Annotated in this window: 15 protein-coding genes; 4 read left to right on the forward strand and 11 right to left on the reverse strand. The window is 68.7% G+C overall.

All coding sequences use genetic code 11. From position 1 onward, the window contains the following. Window positions 1-64: 64 nt before the first annotated feature. Window positions 65-1,606, forward strand: a complete 1,542-nt coding sequence (locus DMR_RS25635; RefSeq protein ID WP_015862126.1) for an ATP-binding response regulator — start codon at window positions 65-67, stop codon at window positions 1,604-1,606. Then, window positions 1,603-2,238: an FkbM family methyltransferase gene (locus tag DMR_RS16510; RefSeq protein WP_015862127.1), complete on the forward strand. Its 636-nt coding sequence runs from the start codon at window positions 1,603-1,605 to the stop codon at window positions 2,236-2,238. Before DMR_RS25635 ends, DMR_RS16510 begins: the two co-directional genes overlap by 4 nt. A 96-nt stretch (window positions 2,239-2,334) precedes the next feature. Here the strand turns inward: DMR_RS16510 and DMR_RS16515 are convergent, their stop codons facing one another. The 7 genes from DMR_RS16515 to DMR_RS16545 all read right to left on the reverse strand — a co-directional run bounded on the left by DMR_RS16515 (window position 2,335) and on the right by DMR_RS16545 (window position 13,112). After that, the gene (locus tag DMR_RS16515; RefSeq protein WP_015862128.1) at window positions 2,335-3,480 is read right to left on the reverse strand and encodes a glycosyltransferase family protein; all 1,146 of its coding nucleotides are present in this window, start codon (window positions 3,478-3,480) and stop codon (window positions 2,335-2,337) included. Continuing rightward, window positions 3,477-4,079 (reverse strand): histidine phosphatase family protein, encoded by a 603-nt coding sequence (locus DMR_RS16520; protein WP_015862129.1) that lies wholly within the window; start codon window positions 4,077-4,079, stop codon window positions 3,477-3,479. Before DMR_RS16520 ends, DMR_RS16515 begins: the two co-directional genes overlap by 4 nt. A 37-nt stretch (window positions 4,080-4,116) precedes the next feature. After that, window positions 4,117-7,740: a PAS domain-containing protein gene (locus DMR_RS16525; RefSeq protein WP_043600944.1), complete on the reverse strand. Its 3,624-nt coding sequence runs from the start codon at window positions 7,738-7,740 to the stop codon at window positions 4,117-4,119. 255 nt (window positions 7,741-7,995) lie between these two features. Beyond that, a complete protein-coding gene (locus DMR_RS16530; protein ID WP_015862131.1) occupies window positions 7,996-9,111 on the reverse strand; it encodes a glycosyltransferase family 4 protein in 1,116 nt (371 codons plus the stop codon). Beyond that, on the reverse strand, window positions 9,108-10,379 hold the full coding sequence (locus DMR_RS16535; protein ID WP_015862132.1) for a glycosyltransferase family 4 protein: 1,272 nt from the start codon (window positions 10,377-10,379) through the stop codon (window positions 9,108-9,110). The genes DMR_RS16530 and DMR_RS16535 overlap by 4 nt, the downstream gene beginning before the upstream one ends. Before the next feature lie 9 nt (window positions 10,380-10,388). Further along, window positions 10,389-11,831: a dihydrolipoyl dehydrogenase family protein gene (locus DMR_RS16540; protein ID WP_015862133.1), complete on the reverse strand. Its 1,443-nt coding sequence runs from the start codon at window positions 11,829-11,831 to the stop codon at window positions 10,389-10,391. Between the two features lie 150 nt (window positions 11,832-11,981). Next, window positions 11,982-13,112 carry an FkbM family methyltransferase gene (locus DMR_RS16545; RefSeq protein ID WP_015862134.1) on the reverse strand — a complete coding sequence of 377 codons (1,131 nt, stop codon included), beginning with the start codon at window positions 13,110-13,112 and terminating at the stop codon, window positions 11,982-11,984. 250 nt (window positions 13,113-13,362) lie between these two features. On the opposite strand from DMR_RS16545, the gene DMR_RS16550 reads away from it, so the two are divergent. Continuing rightward, window positions 13,363-14,697 (forward strand): dihydrolipoyl dehydrogenase family protein, encoded by a 1,335-nt coding sequence (locus DMR_RS16550; protein WP_015862135.1) that lies wholly within the window; start codon window positions 13,363-13,365, stop codon window positions 14,695-14,697. A gap of 87 nt (window positions 14,698-14,784) precedes the next feature. Here DMR_RS16550 and garR read toward each other — a convergent pair whose 3' ends face one another. From garR to DMR_RS16570, 4 genes are all read right to left on the reverse strand, one after another. After that, complete coding sequence (gene garR, locus DMR_RS16555) at window positions 14,785-15,672, reverse strand: 2-hydroxy-3-oxopropionate reductase (protein WP_015862136.1); 888 nt, start codon at window positions 15,670-15,672, stop codon at window positions 14,785-14,787. 123 nt (window positions 15,673-15,795) lie between these two features. Then, window positions 15,796-16,581 (reverse strand): hydroxypyruvate isomerase, encoded by a 786-nt coding sequence (gene hyi, locus DMR_RS16560; protein ID WP_015862137.1) that lies wholly within the window; start codon window positions 16,579-16,581, stop codon window positions 15,796-15,798. A gap of 144 nt (window positions 16,582-16,725) precedes the next feature. Then, window positions 16,726-19,344 carry a PEP/pyruvate-binding domain-containing protein gene (locus DMR_RS16565; protein ID WP_015862138.1) on the reverse strand — a complete coding sequence of 873 codons (2,619 nt, stop codon included), beginning with the start codon at window positions 19,342-19,344 and terminating at the stop codon, window positions 16,726-16,728. A 334-nt stretch (window positions 19,345-19,678) separates the two neighbouring features. Then, entirely contained in the window at window positions 19,679-22,066 is a 2,388-nt protein-coding gene (locus DMR_RS16570) for a response regulator (protein ID WP_232502817.1), read from the reverse strand. A 190-nt stretch (window positions 22,067-22,256) separates the two neighbouring features. Between DMR_RS16570 and DMR_RS16575 the strand changes: the two genes are divergently transcribed. Continuing rightward, window positions 22,257-22,754, forward strand: coding sequence for an A24 family peptidase (locus tag DMR_RS16575; protein WP_015862140.1), 498 nt, complete (start codon window positions 22,257-22,259; stop codon window positions 22,752-22,754). Window positions 22,755-22,756 lie beyond the last annotated feature (2 nt).

The raw sequence follows: 22,756 nt of genomic DNA on the forward strand, positions 1-22,756 counted from the left end.
GACTGGCGTCTTTCCTGGAAAAGCGCTAGGCTTGGGCCAGCCCGAAATTCCGGGGAGGCCTGCCATGTCCGACAAAATCGCCAAAATCCTGGTGGTGGAAGACGACGAGAACGTGCGCCGCCCGGTGTGCGCCTGGCTCGAAATCTCCGGCTACGCCGTCACCGAGGCCGGTGACGGGGACGAAGCCTTGCGCCGCATCGCGGACATCGGGCCCGACGCCGTGCTGCTGGATCTGCGCCTACCCCGGCGCGACGGCTTCGGCGTGCTGGAAGCCCTGTCCCGGGAACACGACGCGCCGCCGGTTATCGTCATCTCCGGCCAGGACGGCATCGACGGCGTCATCCGCGCCTTTCGCCTGGGCGCCACCGATTACCTGCAAAAACCCATCGTCAGCTTCGATCTGCTGGCCCACGCCCTGGAGGCGGCCCTGGAGCGCCGGGAACTGGCCCGGGCCGTCAAACAGGCCGAAAACCGCTATTTCACCCTGGTCCAGAGCCTGCCGCTGTTGGTCTTCATTTTGGACAAGCACCTGGAATTGACGTTCATCAATAAGTTCTGCCGGCCGCTGCTCGGATTTTCCCGGGCCGAAGCCCTGGCCGCGCCGGGCTTTTTTCCGGCCCGGCTCCATCCCGAGGACCGGGACCGGGTCACGGCCTGGCTGGGCGAGAGCCTGGGGCCGGGCAAGGCGTCCCACACCGAGGAATGCCGGTTCCTGCACAAAAACGGCGCGACCATCCACGCCCTGCTGCGGGCCATCCCCTCGGCCCGGGATAAAAACGGCGGCGATGATCGCCAGATCGAGGGCATCGTGGTCGACATCACCGACCGGGTGGAACTGGAGCGGTTCGTGGTCCAGGAAGAAAAACTCAAGACTCTCGGAGCCATATCCGCTGAAGTCGCCCACGAGATCCGCAATCCCCTGTTTTCCATCGCCGGTTTTGCCCATCGCCTGCAAGCCCGGCTGCCGGACTCCCGGGAGGCCGGCATCATCCTGTCCGAGGCCCGGCGGCTGGAGGACATTCTCGACAAGATCCGCAATTACCTGCATCCCGTGGACCTGCGGCCGCGCCTGTGTTCGCTTAGGGCCATCGCCATGGCCGCCCTGGATTTCCTGGCCCCGGAATTCGCCGCCCGGGGGATCGTGGCGGCGGCGGACCTGGCCGGGGGCCTGCCCGACCTGCGCCTGGACCCGGACCTGCTCACCCAGGTGGTGACGAGCCTGACCCGCTTCGCCGTCAGCCGCAGCCCGGCCGGCCAGACCGTCCAACTGGCCACCTCGCGCCACGCCCGCTACGCCCACCTGGACGTGACCTTCCGCCCCTCGCGCCCGGTGGTCGATCCCGAGGTGCTGTTTCTGCCCTTCGAGGAAGGCGACGAACGCCTGGGGTTGCCGCTGGCCTACAGAATCGTCAAAAACATGGGCGGCTCCCTGACCTTTGCCCAACACGCGACCGAGGCCGGCTTCACGTTGCAGTTGCCCATCGATCCCCTGGCCGAGGACCCGGACGGGCCAGACCCCGACGCCCTGGAGACCGCCATGGGCACGGCCGACGACGATGACGACGCGCCCGGGCTCCACGCGCCGGCGAGACCGGGCCGGGCATGAGCGTCGAAGCTTTTTTCGGCCGACTGGCCGGGCTGGCCCTGCCGGACGCGCCGGTGGTGGTGGACGGCGGGGCCAACAAGGGGCGGGTGGCGGCGCGTTTTCTGGCCGCCCTGCCCGGCTGCCGGGTGGCGGCCTTCGAGCCTCAGCCAATACTTGCCCGCAAGCTGGCCAAGCGGTTCGCCGACGAGCCGCGTCTGACGGTCCATGCCGTGGCCCTGGGCGAGACAGCGGCGGTCTTGCCCTTGACGGTGATGTCGCGCCCCACGCTCTCCTCGCTGTTTGCGCCCACGGGCATTCACGAAAAGTACGCGGACCAGGAATTGACGGAGACGGCGGTGGTGGACGTGCCGGTGGTCCGGCTGGACGCGGTGCTTGGGCGGGCCGACGTCATCAAGCTGGATTTGCAGGGCTACGAATTGCCGGCCTTGCGGGGGGCGGCCGGGCTTTTGGGCGGAGTCTCGGCGGTGGTGGCCGAGGCGGCGCTCTATCCGCTCTACGACGGGCAGGCGCTTCTGGACGAGCTGACGGCCTATTTGCAGGGTTTCGGACTGATGCTCGACGGGGTCTACGATTTCCACCGCGACCCGGCCGGCCGCATCGCCTCGGGCGACGCCGTTTATCTGCGCCCCTGACGCCGCTCCCCGCTGAACCCCCTTTACCCTTTCCCCATTCGGGGGGTCTGGGGGCCTCAGGCCCCCAGCCGCCGGAGGCCTCTTCCCTCTTCTCTCTTACCGTATTTCCACTATAAACCGCGCCGCCTTGGCCGCGCCGTCGAGGTCAATGCGCCCGGGCTGGGGCGACGGGGCGGCAAGGGCGGCGGCCAGGCGGGGGGCGAGCAGGGACGCAGAGAGCTGCGACGGTTCGAGGAGGCCGAGCAGCCCCAGGGCGGCTAGGCGCTCGGCGCGCAGGCGCTGTTCGCGGTTCTGGTCAAAGGGCATGACCAACGCTCGGCAGCGGGCGGCGAGCAGTGCCATGACGGTGTTGTAGCCGGCCAGGCTCACGGACAGGTCGCACCCGGCCAGCACGGCCGGGAAATCCGGGGTGAAGCGGGCCACCCGGGCGTCGGGCAGGTCGGCCGCGGCCCGGACCAGGGCGGCCAAGGCGTCTTCGTCGCAAAAGGGGCCGGAAAACACGCGAAGGGCCGCATCGGCCAGTTGGCCGTGGTCCCGGCAGGCGTCCAGCACGGCGGCGGGCAGCTCGGAACCGACCTTGCCGCCGCCGGCCGAGACGACCACGAGGGGCTTGCCTTCGGCCACGCCCAAGGCGGCCCGGGCGGCGGCGGCGGCCTGGGGCGTGGCCCGGGCCGGGGCCACGTAACCGGTATGGGCCACGGGCAGGGTGATGTCGCCGGCCCGGGCAAAGGTGGCGGACAGGGGGAAAAGCGCCGGATCGCCGTGGACGCACACGGCGTCGAAGTGGCGATTGAGCCGGTCCAGCACCCGGGTCTCGTAGGCGGCCTGGTCCTTTTTTTCGACCAGGATATCGCGCACGCCGCAAACGACCTTGCCGCCCCGCTCCCGCACGGCGCGGATGGCCGGCAGCAGCTCGAACTCGAAGGCCTTGCGGCCGAAGGGATAGAGCTCGACGAAAAAGACGTCGGGCGCGAAATCGGCCAGGGCGTCGAGCAGCAGGGCCTTGCGGGCGGCCTTGGCCGCCTCCAGGGCCGGGCCTTCCAGGGTCAGGGCGCGGAAATCGGCGTCCATGGCCAGGGGCGGCAGACGAAGCAGGCGCACGCCTTCCGGCACGGCCGCCGGCACGTCCGGGCCGCCGACAACGAGCAGGCGCTCGTGGCCGTCCAGGGCGGCGACGATTTCCAGCGTGCGAAACAGATGCCCCATGCCCAGCACATGCTGGCAGTAGACGGCGATTTTCACGGCTGGGGCAGCTCCAGGTCCAAGCGGCCCAGGGTGAGCTGCCCGCCCTGGCAGACCACCTCCTGGACCCGGTTCGGGTCAAAGGCCGGTGGTTCGCTGGGCAGGTAGGCCCGGCCTAGGAGATGGTAAAGCACGGCTTTGATCACGCCCTGGTGGGTGACCACCAGCACGTTGCGGCCGCCGTTGGCTTTGGCCGCGTCAATGAGCGCGTGTTCGGCCCGCTGGCGCACGTCGGCGCGCGATTCGCCGCCGGTGGGGTGAAAACTCCAGCCGGCGGCCTCGGCGGCGGCGATGGCTTCGGGCGGGATGTCGCGCCAATGCTTGCCGGTCCAGTCGCCGTAGTGCTGCTCGCGCAGGCGTTTTTCCAGGGTCACGGGCAGACGCAGGCTGCGGTTTAAGATGCCGGCGGTGGATTTGGCCCGGCCGAGGTCGCTGCACAGGATGCGGGCCAGGGCCAGCCCGGCCAGCTGTGGGGCCAGGGCCTCGCACTGGGCCGTGGCGACCGGAGCCAGTTCGCTGTCCCACTGGCCCTGGATGCGCTTGTCCAGGTTCCACAGGGTCGGGGCATGGCGCAGGAGATAAAACACGCAGCGCGACATGGCGTTTGTCCTTTGCTCGGCCCGTTGCGGCGAGCCGTCAGTTTCCGATGCGGCACAAATAGTCGTCCAGGCCGCAGACCGCCTCCCGGCAGGCCTGATCCAGGGTCGGGGACAGCTCGGCCAGCCGGGCCACGTCGCCGGCCGCCGCCGCCTGCTCGGCCTCGGCGGCCAGGCCGCGCATGGCCGCCGCCCCGAACATGGCCGCGTTGCCTTTAAGGGTATGGGCCACCCGCTCGCACACGGCCAGATCGCCCTGGTCCATGGCCTCGCGCAGACACGTCAGCTGATCCGGCACCGAGGACACGAACTCGCGCCCCACCCGGGTGAGCAGCCCGGCCTTGCCCCGGTACTGGGCGGCCAGAGCCTGGACGTCGATGGGCGACGGGAGCGTCTGCCTGCCCGCCTCCCGCGCCCCCGCCGGCGTACGGCCGCGACGGGCCAACACCCGGGCCACCACGGCGAAAAACGTTTCCACGTCAATGGGCTTGGTGATGTAGTCGTCGAAACCGGCGGCCAGAAAACGCTCGCGCTCCTGATCCATGGCGTAGGCCGATAGCCCGACCACGGGCAGGCCCGGGTCGATGTCCAGATGGCCGGCCCGGATGGCCCGGGTGGCGGCCAGACCGTCCATGACCGGCATCTGGATGTCCATGAGCACCACGTCCACGGCGTGGGACACGAGATATTCCAGGGCCACCCGGCCGTTCTCCGCCAGGATGACCTCATGGCCTCGGCTCTCCAGGAGATCGGTGGCAAAGACACGGTTGACCCGGTTGTCTTCCACCAGCAGCACCCGCAGGCTTGGCGGCGGCTCCCGGCGCGACGACGGGCTAAAGTCCCGCCGAGTCAGCCCGCCCAGGCCGGCGGCGGCCTCGAAGGGGCATTCGAGCCAGAACACGCTGCCCTTGCCGGCTACGCTGTCCACGAACACCTCGCCGCTCATGAGTCCGGCCAGCCGGCGGCAGATGGCCAGGCCCAAGCCCGTGCCGGCCTGGCGTTTGGTCAGGCCGCCGTCCACCTGGGTGAAGCTGTCGAAGATGGCGGGCAGCTGGTCGGCCGGGATGCCCACACCGGTGTCGATGACGGCAAAGCGCAAGGTGACGCGTTCGCCGCTCCCGGTGGGGCACGGCGAACGGTCAAGCAACGAGGCGCGCAGGGTCACGCTGCCGTGCTCGGTGTATTTGACGGCGTTGTTGACGAGGTTGCGCAGGATCTGGCGCAGGCGCAAGCCGTCGCCGCGCACGCTCCCGGGCAACCCCGGGTCGAGTTGCAGGTCCAGGGTCAGCCCCTTTTCCCGGGCCAGCACCTCCTGCTCCTTGACCACGGCGGCCAGGCATTGGGCCAGATCAAAGGACTCGGCCTTGATCTCCAGCCGGCCGGCCTCGATCTTGGAATAGTCAAGGATGTCGTTGATAATGGACAACAGCGTGGCGGCGGACTCTTCCACCACGGCCAGGCGCTGGCGCTGGGCCGGCTCCAGGCGGTCGCGCAGCATGAGCTGGACGTAGCCCAGGACGGCATTAAGTGGCGTGCGGATTTCGTGGCTCATGTTGGCCAGGAACGCGCCCTTGGCCTGGCTGGCCGCCTCGGCCCGCTCCAGGGCGGCGGCCAGTTCGGCTTCGAGCTTCTTGCCGGCCGTAACGTCGCGCACGATTTCCACCACGGCGGCCACCGAGCCGGCGGCGTCGAGCATGGGATAGCAGAAAAGCTCCACCCAACCGGCGGAATCGCCCGGATCGTCCTTGGGCACCACGCTGATGGCCAGCTTGCGGGTGGCCATGGCCCGCAGGGACGGGCAATCCTGGCAGGGGGCGGACAGGCCGTGATAGACCTCGTGGCAGCGCTGGCCGACGATCTCGCCGCGCGAGGCGTACATGCCGCGTAGCGACCGGTTGACGGCCAGGACTTCCATTTCCGGCGACAGCAGGCACACGCCGTCCTGGACGCCGGCAAGCACGGCGTCGAGGAAAAACGTCTTTTCGCGCAGGGCATCGGCCAGCCGCCGGCCATCGGCCAGGGCCGCGCCGAGACGGTCGGCCAAGGCGGCGGCTTCGGCGTTTTTCTCTTCGGCCAGGACGTGCAACTCCTCGGCCCGGCGCTTGAGGGACTGTTCGGCCAGTTTGCGCGGGGTGATGTCGCGGCCCACGGCTTGGTATTCGACCAGTTCGCCGGCGGCGTCGAAGATGGCCCGGCGAGTCCAGCGCTGATAGCGGGCGCGGCCATCGGGCCGCAGCACCCGCACCTCATAGCCGGTGGTGGGCCGGTGGGGACACAGCGAAGCCACGCGCCGGGCCACCATGGCCGCGTCGTCGGGATGCAAGGCGGGCTGGAAATTCTCGGCCAGGCAGACTTCGGGGGTCTTGCCCCAGTAGCGGGCATAGGCGGCGTTGACGAAAATGAGCCGGCCGGCGGGATCGAAGCGGCAGATGAGTTCGGTCTGGTGTTCGATCAGGGACCGGTAGCCGGCGTCATCGGACGGCCCGCCGGGCACAGCGGCCTGGGGGACGTCGGCACAGGCGCCCTCAAAGCCCGTGGGCTGATCGTAGGCGTCGCGCACGGCCCGCACGGAACAGGCCAGCCGGCGATAGCCGCCCTCACGCCGCGGTCCTCTCGCCTCGAAAGTCACGGGGTCGGCCTGGGACAGGGCGCGGGGCATAAGCTCGCGCCGGCTTGGTCCGTCCAGGCGCAGGGGATGGGCAGGCTGGCGCGACTGGCGCAGGCAGTCGGCCACGTCGCGGTAGCCGAGCATCCGGGACAAGGCGGCGTTGACGGCCACGGGCCGCCCTTGGTGGTCGAGGCGGAAAAGGCCCGTCGCGGCGTTGTCGTAGAGGTCGCGGTAGCGGTCGGCCTGGTCGCGCAACCGGGCCGTTTCGGCGTCGGACACGATGCCCGACAACACGGCGGCCACGTCGGTCCAGGTCAAAAGGCCGATAAGAAAACCGTCCGGATCGGCGACCACCAGCCGCCCGGCCCCGGCCCCGTCCATGCCGGCCAGCCCTTCGGCCAGGGGCAGTTGCGGGGCCACCGTGGCCACCGGCGCGCTCATGGCCGCGTCCACCGCCATGTCGCGAATGTCCGCGCCGCCGGCCAAAAGGCGCACGGCGTCGCGGGCGGTGAAAACGCCGCAAGGCACGTCGTCCCTGGCCACCACCACCCCGCCGACGCCAAGGCGCGTCATACGGGCCAACACCATGGGCAGGGCTTCGCCAGCCCGGGCCGTGACCACGGTGCGGGTCATGGCGCTGGCCACGGTGCGCTCGGCCAGCTCGTCCAGGGCCACGCCCAGGCGGGCCACATGAAAGGGCGCGAGCATGCCCACGGCCCGGCCGGCGGCGTCCACCACGGCCAGCCGGCGCGACGGCGCGGCCAGCAGATGGCGCAAGGCCCCGGGCAGATAGTCGCTTTCCGGCGACACGGCCACCGGGTCCATGACGTCGCGCACGGCCAGATGGGCGGCCTGGACGATGTTGTGGGTCAGCACCTTGGACAGGCCGCTGGTGGTGACGACGCCAAGGGGGCGGCCGCCGTCAAGGACCAGCGCCTCGCCGGCCCCGGCCCCGAGCAGGGTGCGGGCGGCCTGGGCGGCGGTGGTCCACAGCCCCAAGGTAATGGGCGCGGCGGGCGGCAGATCGCGCAGCGGCGTCTCGTGCAATTTGGCCATCACGGCTCCATCGCCCGCTCGCCGCCACGCCGCGCGAGCGGAAGGCTGACTGACGTTATCCTCCTGCCAAGCCCGCACCAAACGCCACCCACAGCCACAGGGCTTGCCCCTGGGCTATCGGCCGTTCACGGCAACCTCGACAGTCTTTGGCGACCAATGCCGCCCAGAGCCCCAAAACCGGGCTCGCGCCTTCGGATCACTGCAAAAAAGTGCTGTTTTTTACCACAAAACCTCCCTGTTGGGCCAGCGCCTTTTTCAGCCCTCCCCGGCCAGCCGGCGCAACACGCCGGCCAACACGCCGTAATTCCTGGCCCGGTCATGCGAGGCGCGCACGTAGGCCCGGGCCGCCTCGCCCATGGCCAACCGCCGCTGTCGGTCGCCCAGCAGGGCGTCCACGGCCCGGGTATAGGCGGCCGGATCGGCCGGAGGCGTAAGGATGCCCGTCTCGCCGTCGGCCACCACCTCGGCAACGCCGCCATCGGCCAGGGCCACCACCGGCAGCCCGGCCGCCTGGGCTTCCAGGTAGACCATGCCCAGCGACTCCCGCAGGCCCGGAAAGGCGAACACGTCCCCGGCGCTGTAGACCGCGCCGAGCCGCTCCCGGGGCACCTGGCCCAGAAAAATGGCCCGACCGGGCAGTTCTTTCGTCGCCAGGGCGGTCAGACGCTCCCGGGTCGGGCCGTCGCCGGCCGCGACCAAGGCGAAGTCGCGTCCGGCCCGGTGCAGTTCGCCCAGGCGCTCAAAAAGAAAAGTCAGACTCTCGGTCTTGACGTCGTCGCGGAACATGGCCGCCGTGACGACAACCGGCCGGATCCCCACGCCCCACTGCCGGCGCAGCTCCCGCCGGGCCTCGGGGTCAAAGGCGAAGGCCTCGGGGTCGATGCCCGGCCGCACGTAGCCCAGGCGCTCCCGGGGCAGCAGGCGCTGCAAATTCTCCACGTCCAGCCGACGGTTGGACACGACCAGATCGGCGGCCAGAAGCGCGCGGCGGTTGAGTTCGTAGCCCAGGCGCGTTTTGAGCCTGCGGCGTTGCTTGGTTGAGAACACGCCCTGGAAGACCACGTAGGGGATGCCGAGCTCCCGGGCCACGTAGGGGCCGATGACATCGGGGGACTTGTAATAGGCGTGGTAGGTGAGAAAAAGCCTGGCCTTGGCCCGGGAGGCCGCCTCCAGGGCGGCCCGGCGGGCGAAAAGGGCCTCGATCCAGAGCCTGGGGCGGCACGACAGCCAGCGCGCCCGAAAGCGGCTGGCCACGGTGAGCTTTATGCCCTGGTCCGTGAGCGCGGCGGCCAGCTCCCGGCCGATGGTGCGGTCCCCGGACGGATCGGGATGGTCCAAGGGCTTAAACGGCGCGTAAAAGGCGACGTTCACAAGGCGGCGTCCCGGGCGAAACGCCCCGGCGGATCGCCGGCATGGGCGGCGAACACGGCGGCCAGCCGCCGGATGTTGGCAACGTTGTCGAATTCCCGGCCGACCAGCTCCCGGGCGGCGGCGGCCAGCCTGCCGGCCAGGGCCGGGTCGGCCAGCAGCCGGCGCAGGTTGGCGGCCAGGGCGGCCGGGTCGTCGGGATCGCACGTCAGCGCCGTTTCACCATGTATCGCCAGCTCCGGCAGGGCCGAGACGTTGGTGGCGGCCACGGGCAGCCCCATGGCCATGGCCTCGACCAGGACGTTGGGCACGCCGTCGCGGTCGCCGTTTTGCAGCACCCGGCAGCCGATGACAAAGGCGTGGGCGGCCCGGTACAGCGCGACAACCTGTTCGTGGGGCATTGCGCCGTGGAAGCGCACCCGGTCGGCCAGTCCCAGGCGCGCCGCCTGTTCGGCCAACGCCGTGGCGTCTTCGCCCGCGCCCACGAGGTCGTAGGTGAAATCGACCCCCTCCCGGGCCAGAAGGCCCAGGGCGTCCAGCACGGTGTCCAGGCCCTTCTTGGCAGTGAGCCGGGCCACGGTCAAAAGCCGCCAGGGCGGGCCGGCGGCCGGCCGGGCGGCCGCGCCGTCAAAAAGCGTCAGGTCGATGCCGTGGTAGACCGGAAAAATGGGCGTGCCGTTTGGCGAGAGTTTTTTCAGGTACGCGGCGTTGGCCTGGGTGCAGGTGACGACAAAGGCGGCCCGGCCGATCTTTTCGGCCAGCCGCTCGGGGCGCTGGGTCCAGACGTCCTTGGCGTGGCCGGTGAAGCTCACGGGCGCATCGGCCATAAGCCCGGCGTACATGGCTACCGACGTGGGCGAATGGGCGAAATGGGCATGGAGATGGGGCGCTTCGCCCGGGCGCAAGGCCTCGTCGCACAGCAACCCGGCCTGGAGCAAATGCTTGACCGTGGCCGATTTGGGCGCTTCGAAAAAGTGGCGCAGCATGAGGCCGGCGGCTTTGAGATAGCCGGCCGGCCGGGACACAGCCGTGCGGAGGTTGGCGGCCACAAGCCGCCCCAGGGCCGGCAGCATGGCCTCGGGCAGATAGACCACCTCGGCCTGGATGCGCCCCACCGAGGCGTGGCTGAAGTTCTCGCGCGGCTGTCGCATGGACACGATGCGCACGCTAAAGCCCTGGCGCTCCAGCAGCTCGATCTCGTTGGAAATAAACGTCTCGGAGATCCGGGGATACCCCTTGAGCACCATCACCAGCACCGGCTTTGCCGTCATCGTCGTTCCTTATCCCCGATAGCCGAACAGCAGGCGCAGCACGCGCCGGGTCAATCCGGAAAAAAGTTTTGCCTCAAGGGGCCGGCCAGCGGCCCGTTTGCCGGTCTCGGCCAGGGTCGGATAGGGCAGCACCGTGCCGGCCAGGGTGGACAGCCCGACCTTGCCGGCCTTGGCCGCCAGCCACAGGGCCAGCTGTTCCCCGGCTCCGGCCCCGGCGATACCCACGCCAAGCAGCCGCCCCCCCTTGCCGAGCACCAGCTTGACCAGCCCTTCGGGCGTCCCGGCCGCCCTGGCCCGGTCATTGCCGGCGTAGGGCTCGGCCACCACCGTATGGGCGATGCCGGCGGCCACGGCCTGGGCCTGCGTCAGCCCGGCGGCGGCCAGGCCCGGGTCGCTGTACACGCCGCGCGGCATGAAGCCGTAGGCGGCCTGCCTGGGCAGTCGGAACACCGCCCCGGCCAGGACCACGCCGCCTTCGTAGCCGGCGGCATGGGTGAACTGGTGCTCGCCCGTCACGTCCCCGGCCCCGAACACGTGGGGCAGGTTGGTGCGCAGCCGCCCGTCCAGCACAAGGCCCTTTTTTGTATGGGCAATGCCCACGGCGTCAAGGCCCAGGGCGTCGGTATTGGGCGTTCGTCCCTGGGCCACGAGAATAACCTCGGCGGCGACGGTTTCCCGCGCCCCCCCCTGCTCCACCGTGACCGTGCGCAGCCCGGCCGGGTCCGGCCCGACCACGCTGGCGACCTTGGCTCCCAACAGGAGCCGCACGCCGTCGGCGGCCAGCCCTGCCTCGACCACCTGAGCCAGGTCCGGGTCTTCCTTGGACAGCAGCCGGCCGCTTCGCTGGATGATGGTCACCCGGCTGCCCAGGCGGGCGAAAGCCTGCCCCATCTCGGCCGCGATGGCCCCGCCGCCAAGGATCACCAGGGACTCCGGGAGCCCTGGCAGCGAAAACAGTTCGCGATTGGTGACATACCCCGCCTCGGCCAGCCCCGGGATGTCCGGCACGGCGGCCCGCGATCCGGCGGCGATGACGATGCGGTCGGCCGTTAGCGTCTCGCCGTACACCTCCAGGCTGTTGGCGTCGCGAAACCGGGCCTGGCCGAAGCGGACCGTGACGCCCAGGCCCGTGAACCGGGCCACGGAGTCATGCTCCTGGATGCCGGCGATCACCGCCTCGATGCGTCGGCGCACGGCGGCGAAATCCACCGGAGGGAGGGCCATGGCCGGCAGGCCGAAAGCCTCGGCCCGGGCGGCCATGTGACGCGCTCGGGCGGTCTCAAGCAGCGTCTTGCTCGGCACGCAGCCATAGTGCAGACAGTCGCCGCCCAGGGCCGGCTCGGCCTCGATGAGCAGCGTTTTCACGCCCAGCCGCCCGGCCCCGGCGGCCACGGTCAGCCCGGCCGCGCCGCCGCCGATGACGGCCAGATCGTAATGTCCCCGGTGTCCCATGTCCGCCTCCTTGGAGCGTGTCCCGTCGGCCGCGTCCCCCGGCGGTGCGTCATTCCAATTCTATTGCCAAAGCGAAACTACATGGCAAATGCGTGTTGATATGATTGTATATTTATCAAACATAACTGTCGTTATGTTTGATATGAGGCATTACTGCGGCTGGACGTAGAGCACTGTTTCGAAGACGCAGGCCGTGTGGTGGCCCAGATAAAAGCGGCTGTCCGGAAGGATGCTCTTGATGAAAAGCGGGATGGCGAACAGGTCGTCCGGCAAGTGGTAGAGGGAGATGGCCAGTCTGGGCTTGTGGCGGGCCAGGGTTTTCACGGCCGCTCGCAAGACCTGCTGCTCGGCCCCTTCCACGTCGAGTTTGAGAAAATCGACCTTGTCCAGGGCATTTTCCCGCACAAAATCATCAACGGTCGTCATCTCGCAGGTGACGTTCCCCGTCTGGTCGTCCTTGACGCGAGAGCCTGAACCGCTCGACGCAAAACTGACGGATGTCTTCTCGCTCCACAACCCCAGTGGGATCAGCCGAAAATGCCGACAGTCTTCCCGGTCTTGGATTTGATTGTAGGCGTCCACGAAACCCATGGGATCGGGCTCGAATCCGTAGAGGCAGCCCTTCTCGCCAATACTGGCGCAAAAGGCCAACTGCGAATTGATGCAGCGGGATATCCCGCCGTCGATGATCACATCGCCCTTGTGGGGACGAACTTTGGGATGGTAATATTCATTGTAATTCGAGACGCGAAACCAGCCGATATTGCCTGTCGTCAAAGCGCGAACCCGGGAGGCAAAGACTTCCTGGCTTTCCCTGTCGTCAAACAGCTCGAAAACGCTTTCCAGTTCCTTTTTGTATTCCTCATAGTACCTTGGCAGACACGTGGCCGTGCTGTCGTCATGCGGCATGGGCATATAGACATAAAAGGCATTGAATCCCAATGTTTTCAAAGCGCAAACGCCGGCAGACAGCTTGCTCCATTCGTACTGGGGAAAAATCATCACGATATCGGCGTCAAGGGGAAACTTGTCCTTGAAAAGACTGCGCACCGGCAGGCTCTTTGCCCCGGAACCAAGATTGCCCGCTATCTCCCTTGGCGTCTTGTGGTTGTGATCAACGACAATAAAATCGCTGCACGAGGTGTAGAACCAGTCCCCAAGCATGGCCGCCGCCTGGGAAAGATCCTTGTGAAAACACACGGCCACGACGCGGCGAGACCACACCGGATAACCAAAAGGCCTCCAAAGAGGCACTTCCTTGAGCATCTTTTTGAGCGACATGGACTCCCCTTGCCTCGACGGCAATCATGACGTCGCCTTAGGGCAGGCGGCTACAGCACCATTGGCATAAAAAACCTGCCATAGCCATGGTCGAAAGGCAAACCGCCCGGCAACAGGGCAGGACAGGTTGCACAACAAGGCCTACGCGCCCCTTTCCCGCCGCCCCTATGGCAAACGCCAAATCCATGGTACGCCAAAGCTCCCCAAGTCCAACCGCCGGCCCGTGACGGCCGGCCCACGAGGTGTACCCATGACGACCCTTGCCTACGATCTGGCCGTCATCGGCGGCGGCCCGGCCTGCGGCCCGGCGGCCAGGGCCTGCCGCGAGGCCGGCTGGTCCGTGTGCGTCATCGAATCAGGTCTGCTCGGCGGCGTGTGCCCCCACACCGGCTGCAACCCGAAAAAAATCCTCATGGGGCCGGCCGAGGCCGTAGCCATGGCCCGCCACCTGGCCGGCAAGGGGCTGGCCGGCGAACCCCGGCCCGACTGGCCGGCCATGGCCGCCTTCACCCGCACCTTCACCGAACCCGTGGCCCCCTGGCTGGCGAACGACTACGCCAAGCGCGGCATAGACGTCCTGCACACCCGGGCCGCCTTCACCGGGCCGCGCACCTTGCGGGCCGGCGAAAAAACCATCGAGGCAAAAAAAATCCTTATCGCCGTGGGAGCCACCCACCAGCGCTTCGACTTCCCGGGCGTGGAGCACCTGGCCACCAGCGACGACTTCCTGGCCCTGACTAGGCTTCCGGCCCGCATCGTCTTTGTCGGCGGCGGCTTTGTCGCCTTCGAACTGGCCCATCTGGCCACCGCCTGCGGCGCGCGGGCGACCATCCTCACCCATGGCGACGCCGCCCTGCGCCGCTTCGACGCCGACCTCGTGGCCCGGCTGGTGGCCGCCACCGAATCCATGGGCATCGCCGTGCGCTTCAACTCCCCGGTGGCGCGCATCGACAAGGAGTCCCAGGGACTTTGCGTGAGCGGCCCGGGTTTCTCCCTGGCCGCCGACATGGCCGTCAACGCCGCCGGCCGGCCGCCCCAACTGGCCGGGCTTGGCCTGGACGCGGCCGGCGTGGCCGCGACCCGCTCCGGCGTCACGGTCAACGACCAGCTGCAAAGCGTCACCAATCCCGACGTTTACGCCGCCGGGGACTGCCTGAATTCGCCCTACGCGCTGACCCCCACGGCCGATCTGGAAAGCCGGGTCGTGGCCGCCAATCTCCTGGGAACGCCCACGGCCATCGACCGCACGGGTACGCCAAGCGCCCTTTTCACCCAGCCGCCGCTCGCCATGTGCGGGCTGACCGAAGCTGACTGCCAGGCGCGCGGCCTGGCCTACGTGAAAAAGGAATACGACCTGGCCGACAGCTTCCCCTGGCAGCGCCTGGGCGAAACCGTGGGCTGGTCCAAGACGCTGGTGTCGCCGGACAACGACCGCATCCTCGGCGCGCATATCCTGGGCCACGCCGCCGAGGAAGTGATAAACGTCGTGGCCCTGGCCATGCGCCAGGGACTGCCGGCCTCGGCCCTGCGCCAAGGCATTTGGACCTATCCGACCTGCGGCTATTATTTGCGGTATATGTTCTGAGGAGGAAGAGAAGATCGGGGCGCTGCCCCGATCCCCGCCGGGGGGCCTTAGGCCCCCCGGATCCCCCATCCTGTATGGGTCGGCGTGTCAGCGCTGGACGGTGACGCCAGCGAGTTTTTCGAAGTGGCGGATGATGCTGCCGTGGTCGTCCTCGCCGCAACCGTCGGCCATCATGGCCTGCATCACTTCCATGACGGCGGCGGTAAAGGGCAGCGGCACATGCAGCTCATGGGCCGTGTTCATGACGTTGTTCAAATCCTTGGCGTGCAGCTTGATGCGAAAGCCGGGATCGAACTTGCGGTCCATGACCAGCGGGGCCTTGGCGTCCAGCACCGTGCTGCCGGCCAGTCCCCCGCGTATGGCCTGATAGACGAGATCCGGCTCCACCCCGGCCTTGGCCGCCAGGACCAGCGCCTCGGACATGGCCGCGATGTTGAGCGCCACCACGATCTGGTTGGCCAGCTTGGCCACGTTGCCGGCCCCGACCTCGCCCACCCGCACCACGGACCCGGCCATGGCCGACAGCACCGGCCTCACCGCCTCGAAATCGGCCGCCTCGCCGCCGACCATCACCGACAGCGTGCCGTCGATGGCCTTGGGTTCGCCGCCGCTGACCGGCGCGTCCAGAAACCGCACGCCCTTTGCGGCCAGCTCGGCCGCCACTTCCCGGCTGGTCAGCGGCGCGATGGAACTCATGTCCACGACGTACGTTCCGGGCTTGGCCCCGTGGATGACGCCGGCCTCGCCCAGGATCACCTCGCGCACCTGCGGGGAATCCGGCACCATGGTGATGACCAGCTCGCTGGCTGCGGCCACGGCTGCCGGCGACGGGGCGAAGACCGCGCCATGGCTCGTGACCGCCTCGACATTGGCGGCGGTGCGGCTAAAAACCGTGACCTCGTAGCCGGCCTGCAGCAGATTGCGGCACATGGGCTTGCCCATGATGCCAAGGCCGATGAATCCTATCTTTTGCATTTATTTCCTCCAAAACGGCCGTCGGGAAGCCGGGACGGCCATGGGCCTGCTCTTCAAGCCCCACGGCCGACGCCGCCTCCGGGTGATTTCCCGTCGCAGCGTCCAGGCGACGCGCAACAGGCGTTACAACGAATAGCCCATGTCCTTGATCCAGCCCAGGGAGGCTAGCGTGTCCGGCGTGGGCACGTACTCCAGGCCCACGTACCCGTCGTAGCCCAGGCGGTCGAGCTCGGAAAAGATAAAGGGGAAATTGATCTCCCCCGTGCCCGGCTGATGCCGGCCGGGGTTGTCGGCGATCTGCACGTGACCGATGCGCTTGATGTTGGCGGCAAGGGTCGCGGCGATTTCCCCTTCCTGGCGCTGGGCATGGTAGACGTCGTACTGCATGGACACGTTGCTGCGGCCGATGGCGTCCAAAAGCGCCATAACCTGGCTCGTGCGGCAGACCACGAAATCCGGGATGTCGTAGCGGTTGATGGCCTCGACCACCAGCTCGATGTCGTCGCGCCGCAGCACGTCGGCGGCGTAGACCACGTTGGCGGCCAGCATGTCGAAGGCGTCGGCCTCGGTCTGGCCCGGGACCAGCTTGCCGGCCAGGCAGTTGAGCCGGGTCACGCCCAGCCTGCGGGCATAGTCCACGGCCCTATGCACGCCGTCGCGAAACTCCTCCACCCGCGCAGGATCGGCGGCGATGCCCCGATCCCCGGCGGCCCAGTCGCCGCTTGGCAGGTTGAACAGCACCTGGGTCAGGTTGTTGACGTCCAGATGCCAGCGCAGATCCTTGGCCTCGTAGTCATAAGGAAACAGGTACTCGACCTGCTTGAACCCGGCCTTGGCCGCGGCGGCGAAGCGGTCCAAAAACGGCAGTTCGGTGAAAAGCATCGTCAGATTGGCGGCAAAACGCGGCATGGCGGCTCCTTGCGGTGTTGTGCGACGGGATTTTGCCTCCGGCGGCCAGGAGAGGCTCTGCCTCTCCTGGACCTCTCCGCCGGGGGGCTCAGCCCCCCGGACCCCCGACATGGGGTTGCGGGACGGCGACGGGCACGCGACAGGTCAGGGCGTTTCCTGGGCGGGCGGGCTGCCGAAGGTGGCCGGATCGAAGCACGGCGCGCCGGACAGGAAGCAGGCCACCATGGCGTCCATGCTGGCGTCGCTGACCATGAGCATGTCCGTCTGGCGGGTGAACTGCAACAGTCGCCCCATATGCCCGAGCTGCTCGGCGATGACCTCCCGGGAAAACTTCTGGAAACGCCCCGACACCCGGTCGGACACGGCTTCCACGGTAAACCCCAGCGCCGTCAGGATGCGGCCGATGGCCGTGGCCCGCCGGGCGCGCTTGACGTCGTCGGCCGCGCCGCCGGAAAACGAAAACGTGATGTAGTTCTTGTTGACCGTATGCCCGCAGTAGCAGTCGAGCACGCCGTAGTGGTAGCCTACCCGCGAACTGAAATTGAGGTATTTGTCGGAAATAATCGCGTAGGATTTCTCGCCGAACCGGTCGGCCCCGGCCTTGGGCTGGGCAATGAGCTGCACGGACATGACCGAGAGAAACCCGCCCAGATTGACGGGACGCAGCGCCTTGGCCTCTTCGCTGAGCACCAGTCCCGTTAAAAGCGCGGCAAAGGGCTTGGAAGCGATGTCCTGCGGGCGCACCCGTGTTTTTTCCGCCGCTTCGGGCTGGATGCCGCCGCCCAGGTCGATGATGTGGAGATCAAGGCCGGTGGTGGCGTCCAGGATGTAGGTGCCCCCGCCCTGGCCGGCCACGAGGTCGCTGACGGTGAACATGCAGCCGTAAGACCATTCGTGCAGGAGTCTGGTGACGTCATGCAGGCTCGTGCAGGACTCCGGGCGAAATTCCGGAGCCTTGGGATTGAGCAGCGTGAGCGGCACGACGCGCTTGGCCGCCTCGGCCAAAATGGCGTGGACCTGCGTGCCGGCCATGAAGGCCGGGGCCTCGGCGGCCGTATCGAGCAGGCTCTCCACCCGCCCCCGGTAGATGCGGCAGCCCGAGGCGTCCACGGTGACGATCTCGCCGTCCCTCAGCACCGTGGTGGCCTGGCCCAGCCCCAGGAGCGTGGGCACGCCGAACTCCCGGGACAGCGAGGCCATATGGCCGGTGACGCTGCCGTGGTCGGCCACGATGGCCGCCGCCCGTTTCATGGCCACCATGAAGCCCGGCGAGCTGTGGGGAGCCACCAACACCCCGCCGTCCGGGAAGTCGTCCAGATCCTCGTCGCGGGCCACCAGCCGCACCGGCCCGCAGGCAGCGCCGACGCAGGCCGTCTGGCCGCCGGAAAGCGCCACTTCGTAGCCCGGAACCGGCGGCGCGGCCTCGGCCCCGGCCTCGGTGAGGGCGGTTAGTTGCCGCGATTGCAGCACGCAAAGCGCCCCGTCCTCGGCCAGGGCCCACTCCATGTCCTGGGGAAGGCCGAAATGCCGCTCCAGGGCCATGCCCCAGCCGGCCAGGGTATGGGCCTGCTCCGGGGTCAGACAGGGCAGACGGCGCAGTTCCTCGGCCACGGGCACGTCGGTCAGGCCGCCGGTCGGCGAGGCCACCAGCATTCGGGGCTTGTCGGCGATATCGGTGGCCGTCGGCTCCAGGCTGTGGCGGTCCAGGCGATAGGCGTCGGGGGTGATGACCCCGTCCACGGCGTAGGGTCCAAGGCCCCAGACGGCGTTAATGAGCAGTTCGTCGCGGTCCGGAGCCTCGGGCAGCCGGGTGTAGAGCACGCCGGCGGCCTTGGAGGGAATAAGGGCCAGACAGGCGGCGGCCATGGCCACGTCGTCGTCGGGGATGCCCTTGAGCAGCCGGTAGGACATGGCCCGGGGAGTAAAAAGGCTGGCCAGGACGAATTTATAGGACGCGGCCAGACGGTCCCGGGAGACGTTTAACATGGTGAGGTACTGGCCGGCGAAGGAGAGTTCGCCGTCCTCGCCGATGGCGCTGGAGCGCACGGCCAACCGCATTCCCGGGCCGAGGGTTTCTTCCAGCCGGGCGGCGGCAGCGTCGATTTCCCGGGCCACGGCCTGGGGTAGGGGGGCGCGAAGAATGGCGGCCTGGATGTCCTCGGCGGCGGCGGCCATGGAGGCCGGATCGTCCGGGGCGATGCCCAGGCGGATGCTGGCGATGGTTTCGTAGAGGCCGGCCTCCTCGAAAAAGGCCTGAAAGGCGGCGGTGGTGACGGCAAAGCCCGGCGGCACGGGCAGCCCGACCCGGCCGGCGATTTCGCCCAGGTTGGCGCACTTGCCCCCGGCCTGGTCCACCATCTCGGCGGTGATCTCGCCCAGGTCGAGGACAAGGCGGCCCCCGGCCGGGTTGACCCGGGTCTCGATGAGCGCCTTGATCTCGGCCGAAAGCCGCTCCACCAGAGCCAGCAGCACGGGCTGGGGCCGGCCCGAGAGGCCCTCGTAGCTCTTGATCATGCGGATGGCGTGGAAGATGGCCCGGCTGGTGCGCGACCGGATGAACGCCATGCCGAACACCGTGCGCCCGCGCAGCATCTCCTCGATTTCCGAGCAGATTTTCAACAGTTCGGTATTGGATTCGAGCAGCGACTGGAACCGGTTGTATTTTTCCCGGAACACCGCCGCCGACTGGTCGCGGTCGACCGGCGTTTTGCGCCGGGTGAAGCTGGCGGCCAGGTTTTTCAACCCGGCAAGGACCGTGCCCATGGGTGTTCTCCGGCAGCAACCGGGGATCATGCCCGGCGCGGGTTGCGGCGCTTTCGCTTTTGCGCCCGGCGGCCTTCCCGGCTATACAGAGGCTTCCCGCCAGCAGGCGGACCCCGGGAGGCAGCCATGGAAGCCAATTACGCCATCATCGCCATTGTCATCGCCCTGTCCCTGGTCATCGGCGTCTACATCGGCGGCAAGCTGCGCCGCAAACGCTAACGCCCGACATCCCACGAAAATTCCTTTAACCCACCAATCCGCCTCCCCCCTTTCAGGGAGGGTCCGGGAGGGGGTTGCCCCCTCCCGGCCGCCGGAGGCATTCCCCGCCTCCCGCCTATTCTTTCAGACGCAACCCCAAAGCCTCGACCAGCCGGTCGAGAATCACGGCGGCGGCGGTGAAATCGTAGCGGTCCACGGCCTCGCCCAATTCGGCCAGTTGCGGCGGCGCGACCCGGCCAATAAACGCCTCGCGCACCACGGCCATGTCCTCGTCGGCCCGGATGTTGCCTTCGGCCAGATGTCCGGCCAGACGCCGCAGCGCCGGAGCCAGCCCAGCCGTGTTTGCCCCGGCCGGATGGGGCGTCCTGACCTCCTGGCCGGCGGGTTCCCGGCCGTCCATGAGGCCTTGGAGAATGGCCAAAAGCTCGCCCTGCTCGAACACCTTGTGCAGGCAGGCGTCCATGCCGGCCTCCAGGCAGCGCGCCGCCTCGTCCTTGCAGTCGTGGGAAGTCAGGGCCACGATGGGCACGCCCGGGGCGCACGGCGGGGCGACGCTGGCGGCCAGCAGCCGGCGGATGGTGCGGGCGGCGGTGGGGCCGTCCATCTCGGGCATCTCGATGTCCATGAGGATGAGGTCGAAAGGCCGACCGTCGGGCTTTTGGCCAAAAAGCCGGCGACAGGCGTCCTTGCCGTTTTCGGCCGTGACCACCTCATGGCCGCCGCTGCGCAGGATCTGGGAAAAAATCGCCCGGTTGAGCTTGGCGTCGTCCACCAGCAGCACCCGCCAGCAGGGGCCAAGGGAGCAAGCCGGCTCGGGCTCCTTGGGCGGGGCCAGGGAGGCGGCGCTGGCCACGGCCGCGTCCAGGCTTCGGGCAAAGGCGCGCAGGACGCCCGGGCCGGGCCGGCCGCCCACGGCCAGCACGGTTTCCAGCTCCCGGGCGGCTTCGGCCAAGGGCAAGGCGGCCAGGGTGCCGGCCACGCCTTTGACGGTATGGGCCAGCCGCCGGGCCGCCTCCAGCTCGCCGTCGGCGATATGCGCCTCCAGGGCGGCGGCGGCGGCGGCATAGTCCCGGACAAACTCGGCGGCCACGCTGGCCAGCAGGCGTTCGTTGCCCCCGAGCCGACGACGGGCGGCGGCGAGGTCCATGCCCTCGGCCGCGACAGCTGCGGCCGTGCCGTGGGCCGGAGCGGACACCACCACGCCGGCGGGAGCGGCGTCGCGGCCGCGCGCGGCGGCGGCGGCCGGGGCGATCCACTGGCCCAGGGATGCCAGCAGCCGGTCCACCTCCAGGGGCTTGGTCAGATAGTCGTTCATGCCGGCTTCCAGGCAGCGTTCGCGGTCCTCGGCCAGGGCATGGGCGGTCAGGGCCACGATGGGCAGCTCGGCCGTGCCGGGAAGCTGGCGGATGGCCCGGGTGGCGGCCAGGCCGTCCATGACCGGCATTTGCACGTCCATGAGCACGACGTCGTAGAGCGATGAGCGGACCATTTCCACGGCTTCCCGGCCGTTTATGGCCACGTCCACAGCCGCGCCCAGGCTTTCCAGGGTTTCCCGGGCCACCTGTTGGTTGATGGCGTTGTCCTCGACCAAAAGCACCAACGTGCCGGACAGGGGACGCATGGCCGACGAGACGGCCTCCCGGGGGCGCGGGGCCGGCTTTGGCGCAGCCGGGGCGGGAGCCTGGACCGTTCGCTCGCGGCCGGCCTCGCTTGCCCGGGCGAAGGGCACGACAAAACGAAACCGAGTCCCCTGCCCGGCCAGACTCTCCACTTCGAGCACCCCGCCAAGCAGGGCCACGCCCCGGCTGGCCAGAGCCAGCCCCAGTCCGGTGCCGCCGTAGGGCCGCGACAAGGAACCGTCGGCCTGGGTGAAGGAGTCGAACATTTCCGGGATGGCGGCCTTGTCCATGCCGATGCCGGTGTCGGTGACGGCAAAGGCGACTTGCGCCGTCTGGGCGTCGCCGCCGGCCAGATCGGCCTCCAGGCGCAGGCCACCGCGTTCGGTGAATTTGACGGCGTTGCCGGCCAGATGCCCGAGCACGGCTTCCAGACGGGCGCTGTCGCCGACCAGGACGGCCGGCACGGCCGGATCCAGACGCACGGCCAGGGTCAGCCCTTTTTCGCGGGCCGCCTCGGCGATGCGCCCAGCCACCCGTTCCAGGGCCTCGGCCGGCTTGAAGGGCGCGATGGTAAGATCGGCCTGGCCTTTTTCCAAACGCGAAAAATCGGTGATGTCGTCCACCACCTCCAGAAGGCCCCGGGCGGCCTGGGCGATCTTCACCAGATAGTCGGCCAACTTGGCGTCGGCGGCCAAGGGCTTGGCCAGATTGGACAGGCCGATGATGGCCGAAAGAGGGGTGCGCATTTCATGGGTCATGCGGGCCATGAAATCGGCCTTGGCCTGGCTGCCGGCCTGGGCCTCGGCCCGCAGGCGCTCGATGATGCCCCCGGCTTCGGCCAGGGTCAGGCGCAAGCGGTCCCGTTCGGCGACGACATCTGCCACAGGGGCCTCGGAGGCCTTTGCGCGCGACTGCTCCATGTCTGCTCCGACGACGGAAACGGGCGGCCGGAACAGGCCGGCTCGTTTCTCTATATTCGCTGTTTCTCGCCGGTTTGCGTGTATACGTCAAGGCCGGGGCAGGCGTTGGACATCACGCCCGTTTGCCGCTACACCCGGAAAAATCGGAGGCTTCATGGATCTGCCCACGCCGACCCTCGCCCTCTTTGCCGTGGTCGCCGCCGCCGTCGTGGCCGGCGCGGCCGTGGACGTGGCCACCCGCCGCATCCCCAACCGGATCACCTTTCCGGCCGCCGTGCTCATCCTGGGCATTCAGGCCTGGTTTTACGGCCTTTCGGGTCTTGGCGACAGCCTGCTCGGCCTGGCCGGGGCATTGCTCATTTTTCTTATCCCGTACGCCTTTCGGGTGCTGGGCGCGGGCGACGTGAAGCTTCTGGCCGTGGTCGGGGCCGGCCTTGGCCCCTCGGCTCTGGTCAGTCTGGCGCTTTTCACCAGTCTGGCCGGCGGCGTGCAGATTGCCTTATGGCTGGCGGCCATGCGCCTGTCCCACGGCCGCATCCAGCCCGGCAAGCGGCTGTGCTACGGCCCGGCCATCGCCGCCGGAGCCCTGGCCGCCATGGCCCTGCCCTTAAACGGCCAGCCCTATCTTTCCATCGCCTTCCCCCAATTCTAGGC

It is taken from the genome of Solidesulfovibrio magneticus RS-1 (genome assembly GCF_000010665.1).
Lineage (GTDB): Bacteria > Desulfobacterota > Desulfovibrionia > Desulfovibrionales > Desulfovibrionaceae > Solidesulfovibrio > Solidesulfovibrio magneticus.

Coding starts and splice junctions, on each gene's coding strand:
- DMR_RS16520 (WP_015862129.1), bottom strand. CDS start 4,079: ATGTCGCGCTGCGTGTTTTATCTCCTGCGCCATGCCCCGACCCTGTGG.
- garR (WP_015862136.1), bottom strand. CDS start 15,672: ATGCAAAAGATAGGATTCATCGGCCTTGGCATCATGGGCAAGCCCATG.
- DMR_RS16575 (WP_015862140.1), top strand. CDS start 22,257: ATGGATCTGCCCACGCCGACCCTCGCCCTCTTTGCCGTGGTCGCCGCC.
- DMR_RS16535 (WP_015862132.1), bottom strand. CDS start 10,379: ATGACGGCAAAGCCGGTGCTGGTGATGGTGCTCAAGGGGTATCCCCGG.
- hyi (WP_015862137.1), bottom strand. CDS start 16,581: ATGCCGCGTTTTGCCGCCAATCTGACGATGCTTTTCACCGAACTGCCG.
- DMR_RS16550 (WP_015862135.1), top strand. CDS start 13,363: ATGACGACCCTTGCCTACGATCTGGCCGTCATCGGCGGCGGCCCGGCC.
- DMR_RS16525 (WP_043600944.1), bottom strand. CDS start 7,740: ATGGCCAAATTGCACGAGACGCCGCTGCGCGATCTGCCGCCCGCCGCG.
- DMR_RS16545 (WP_015862134.1), bottom strand. CDS start 13,112: ATGTCGCTCAAAAAGATGCTCAAGGAAGTGCCTCTTTGGAGGCCTTTT.
- DMR_RS25635 (WP_015862126.1), top strand. CDS start 65: ATGTCCGACAAAATCGCCAAAATCCTGGTGGTGGAAGACGACGAGAAC.
- DMR_RS16510 (WP_015862127.1), top strand. CDS start 1,603: ATGAGCGTCGAAGCTTTTTTCGGCCGACTGGCCGGGCTGGCCCTGCCG.
- DMR_RS16540 (WP_015862133.1), bottom strand. CDS start 11,831: ATGGGACACCGGGGACATTACGATCTGGCCGTCATCGGCGGCGGCGCG.
- DMR_RS16565 (WP_015862138.1), bottom strand. CDS start 19,344: ATGGGCACGGTCCTTGCCGGGTTGAAAAACCTGGCCGCCAGCTTCACC.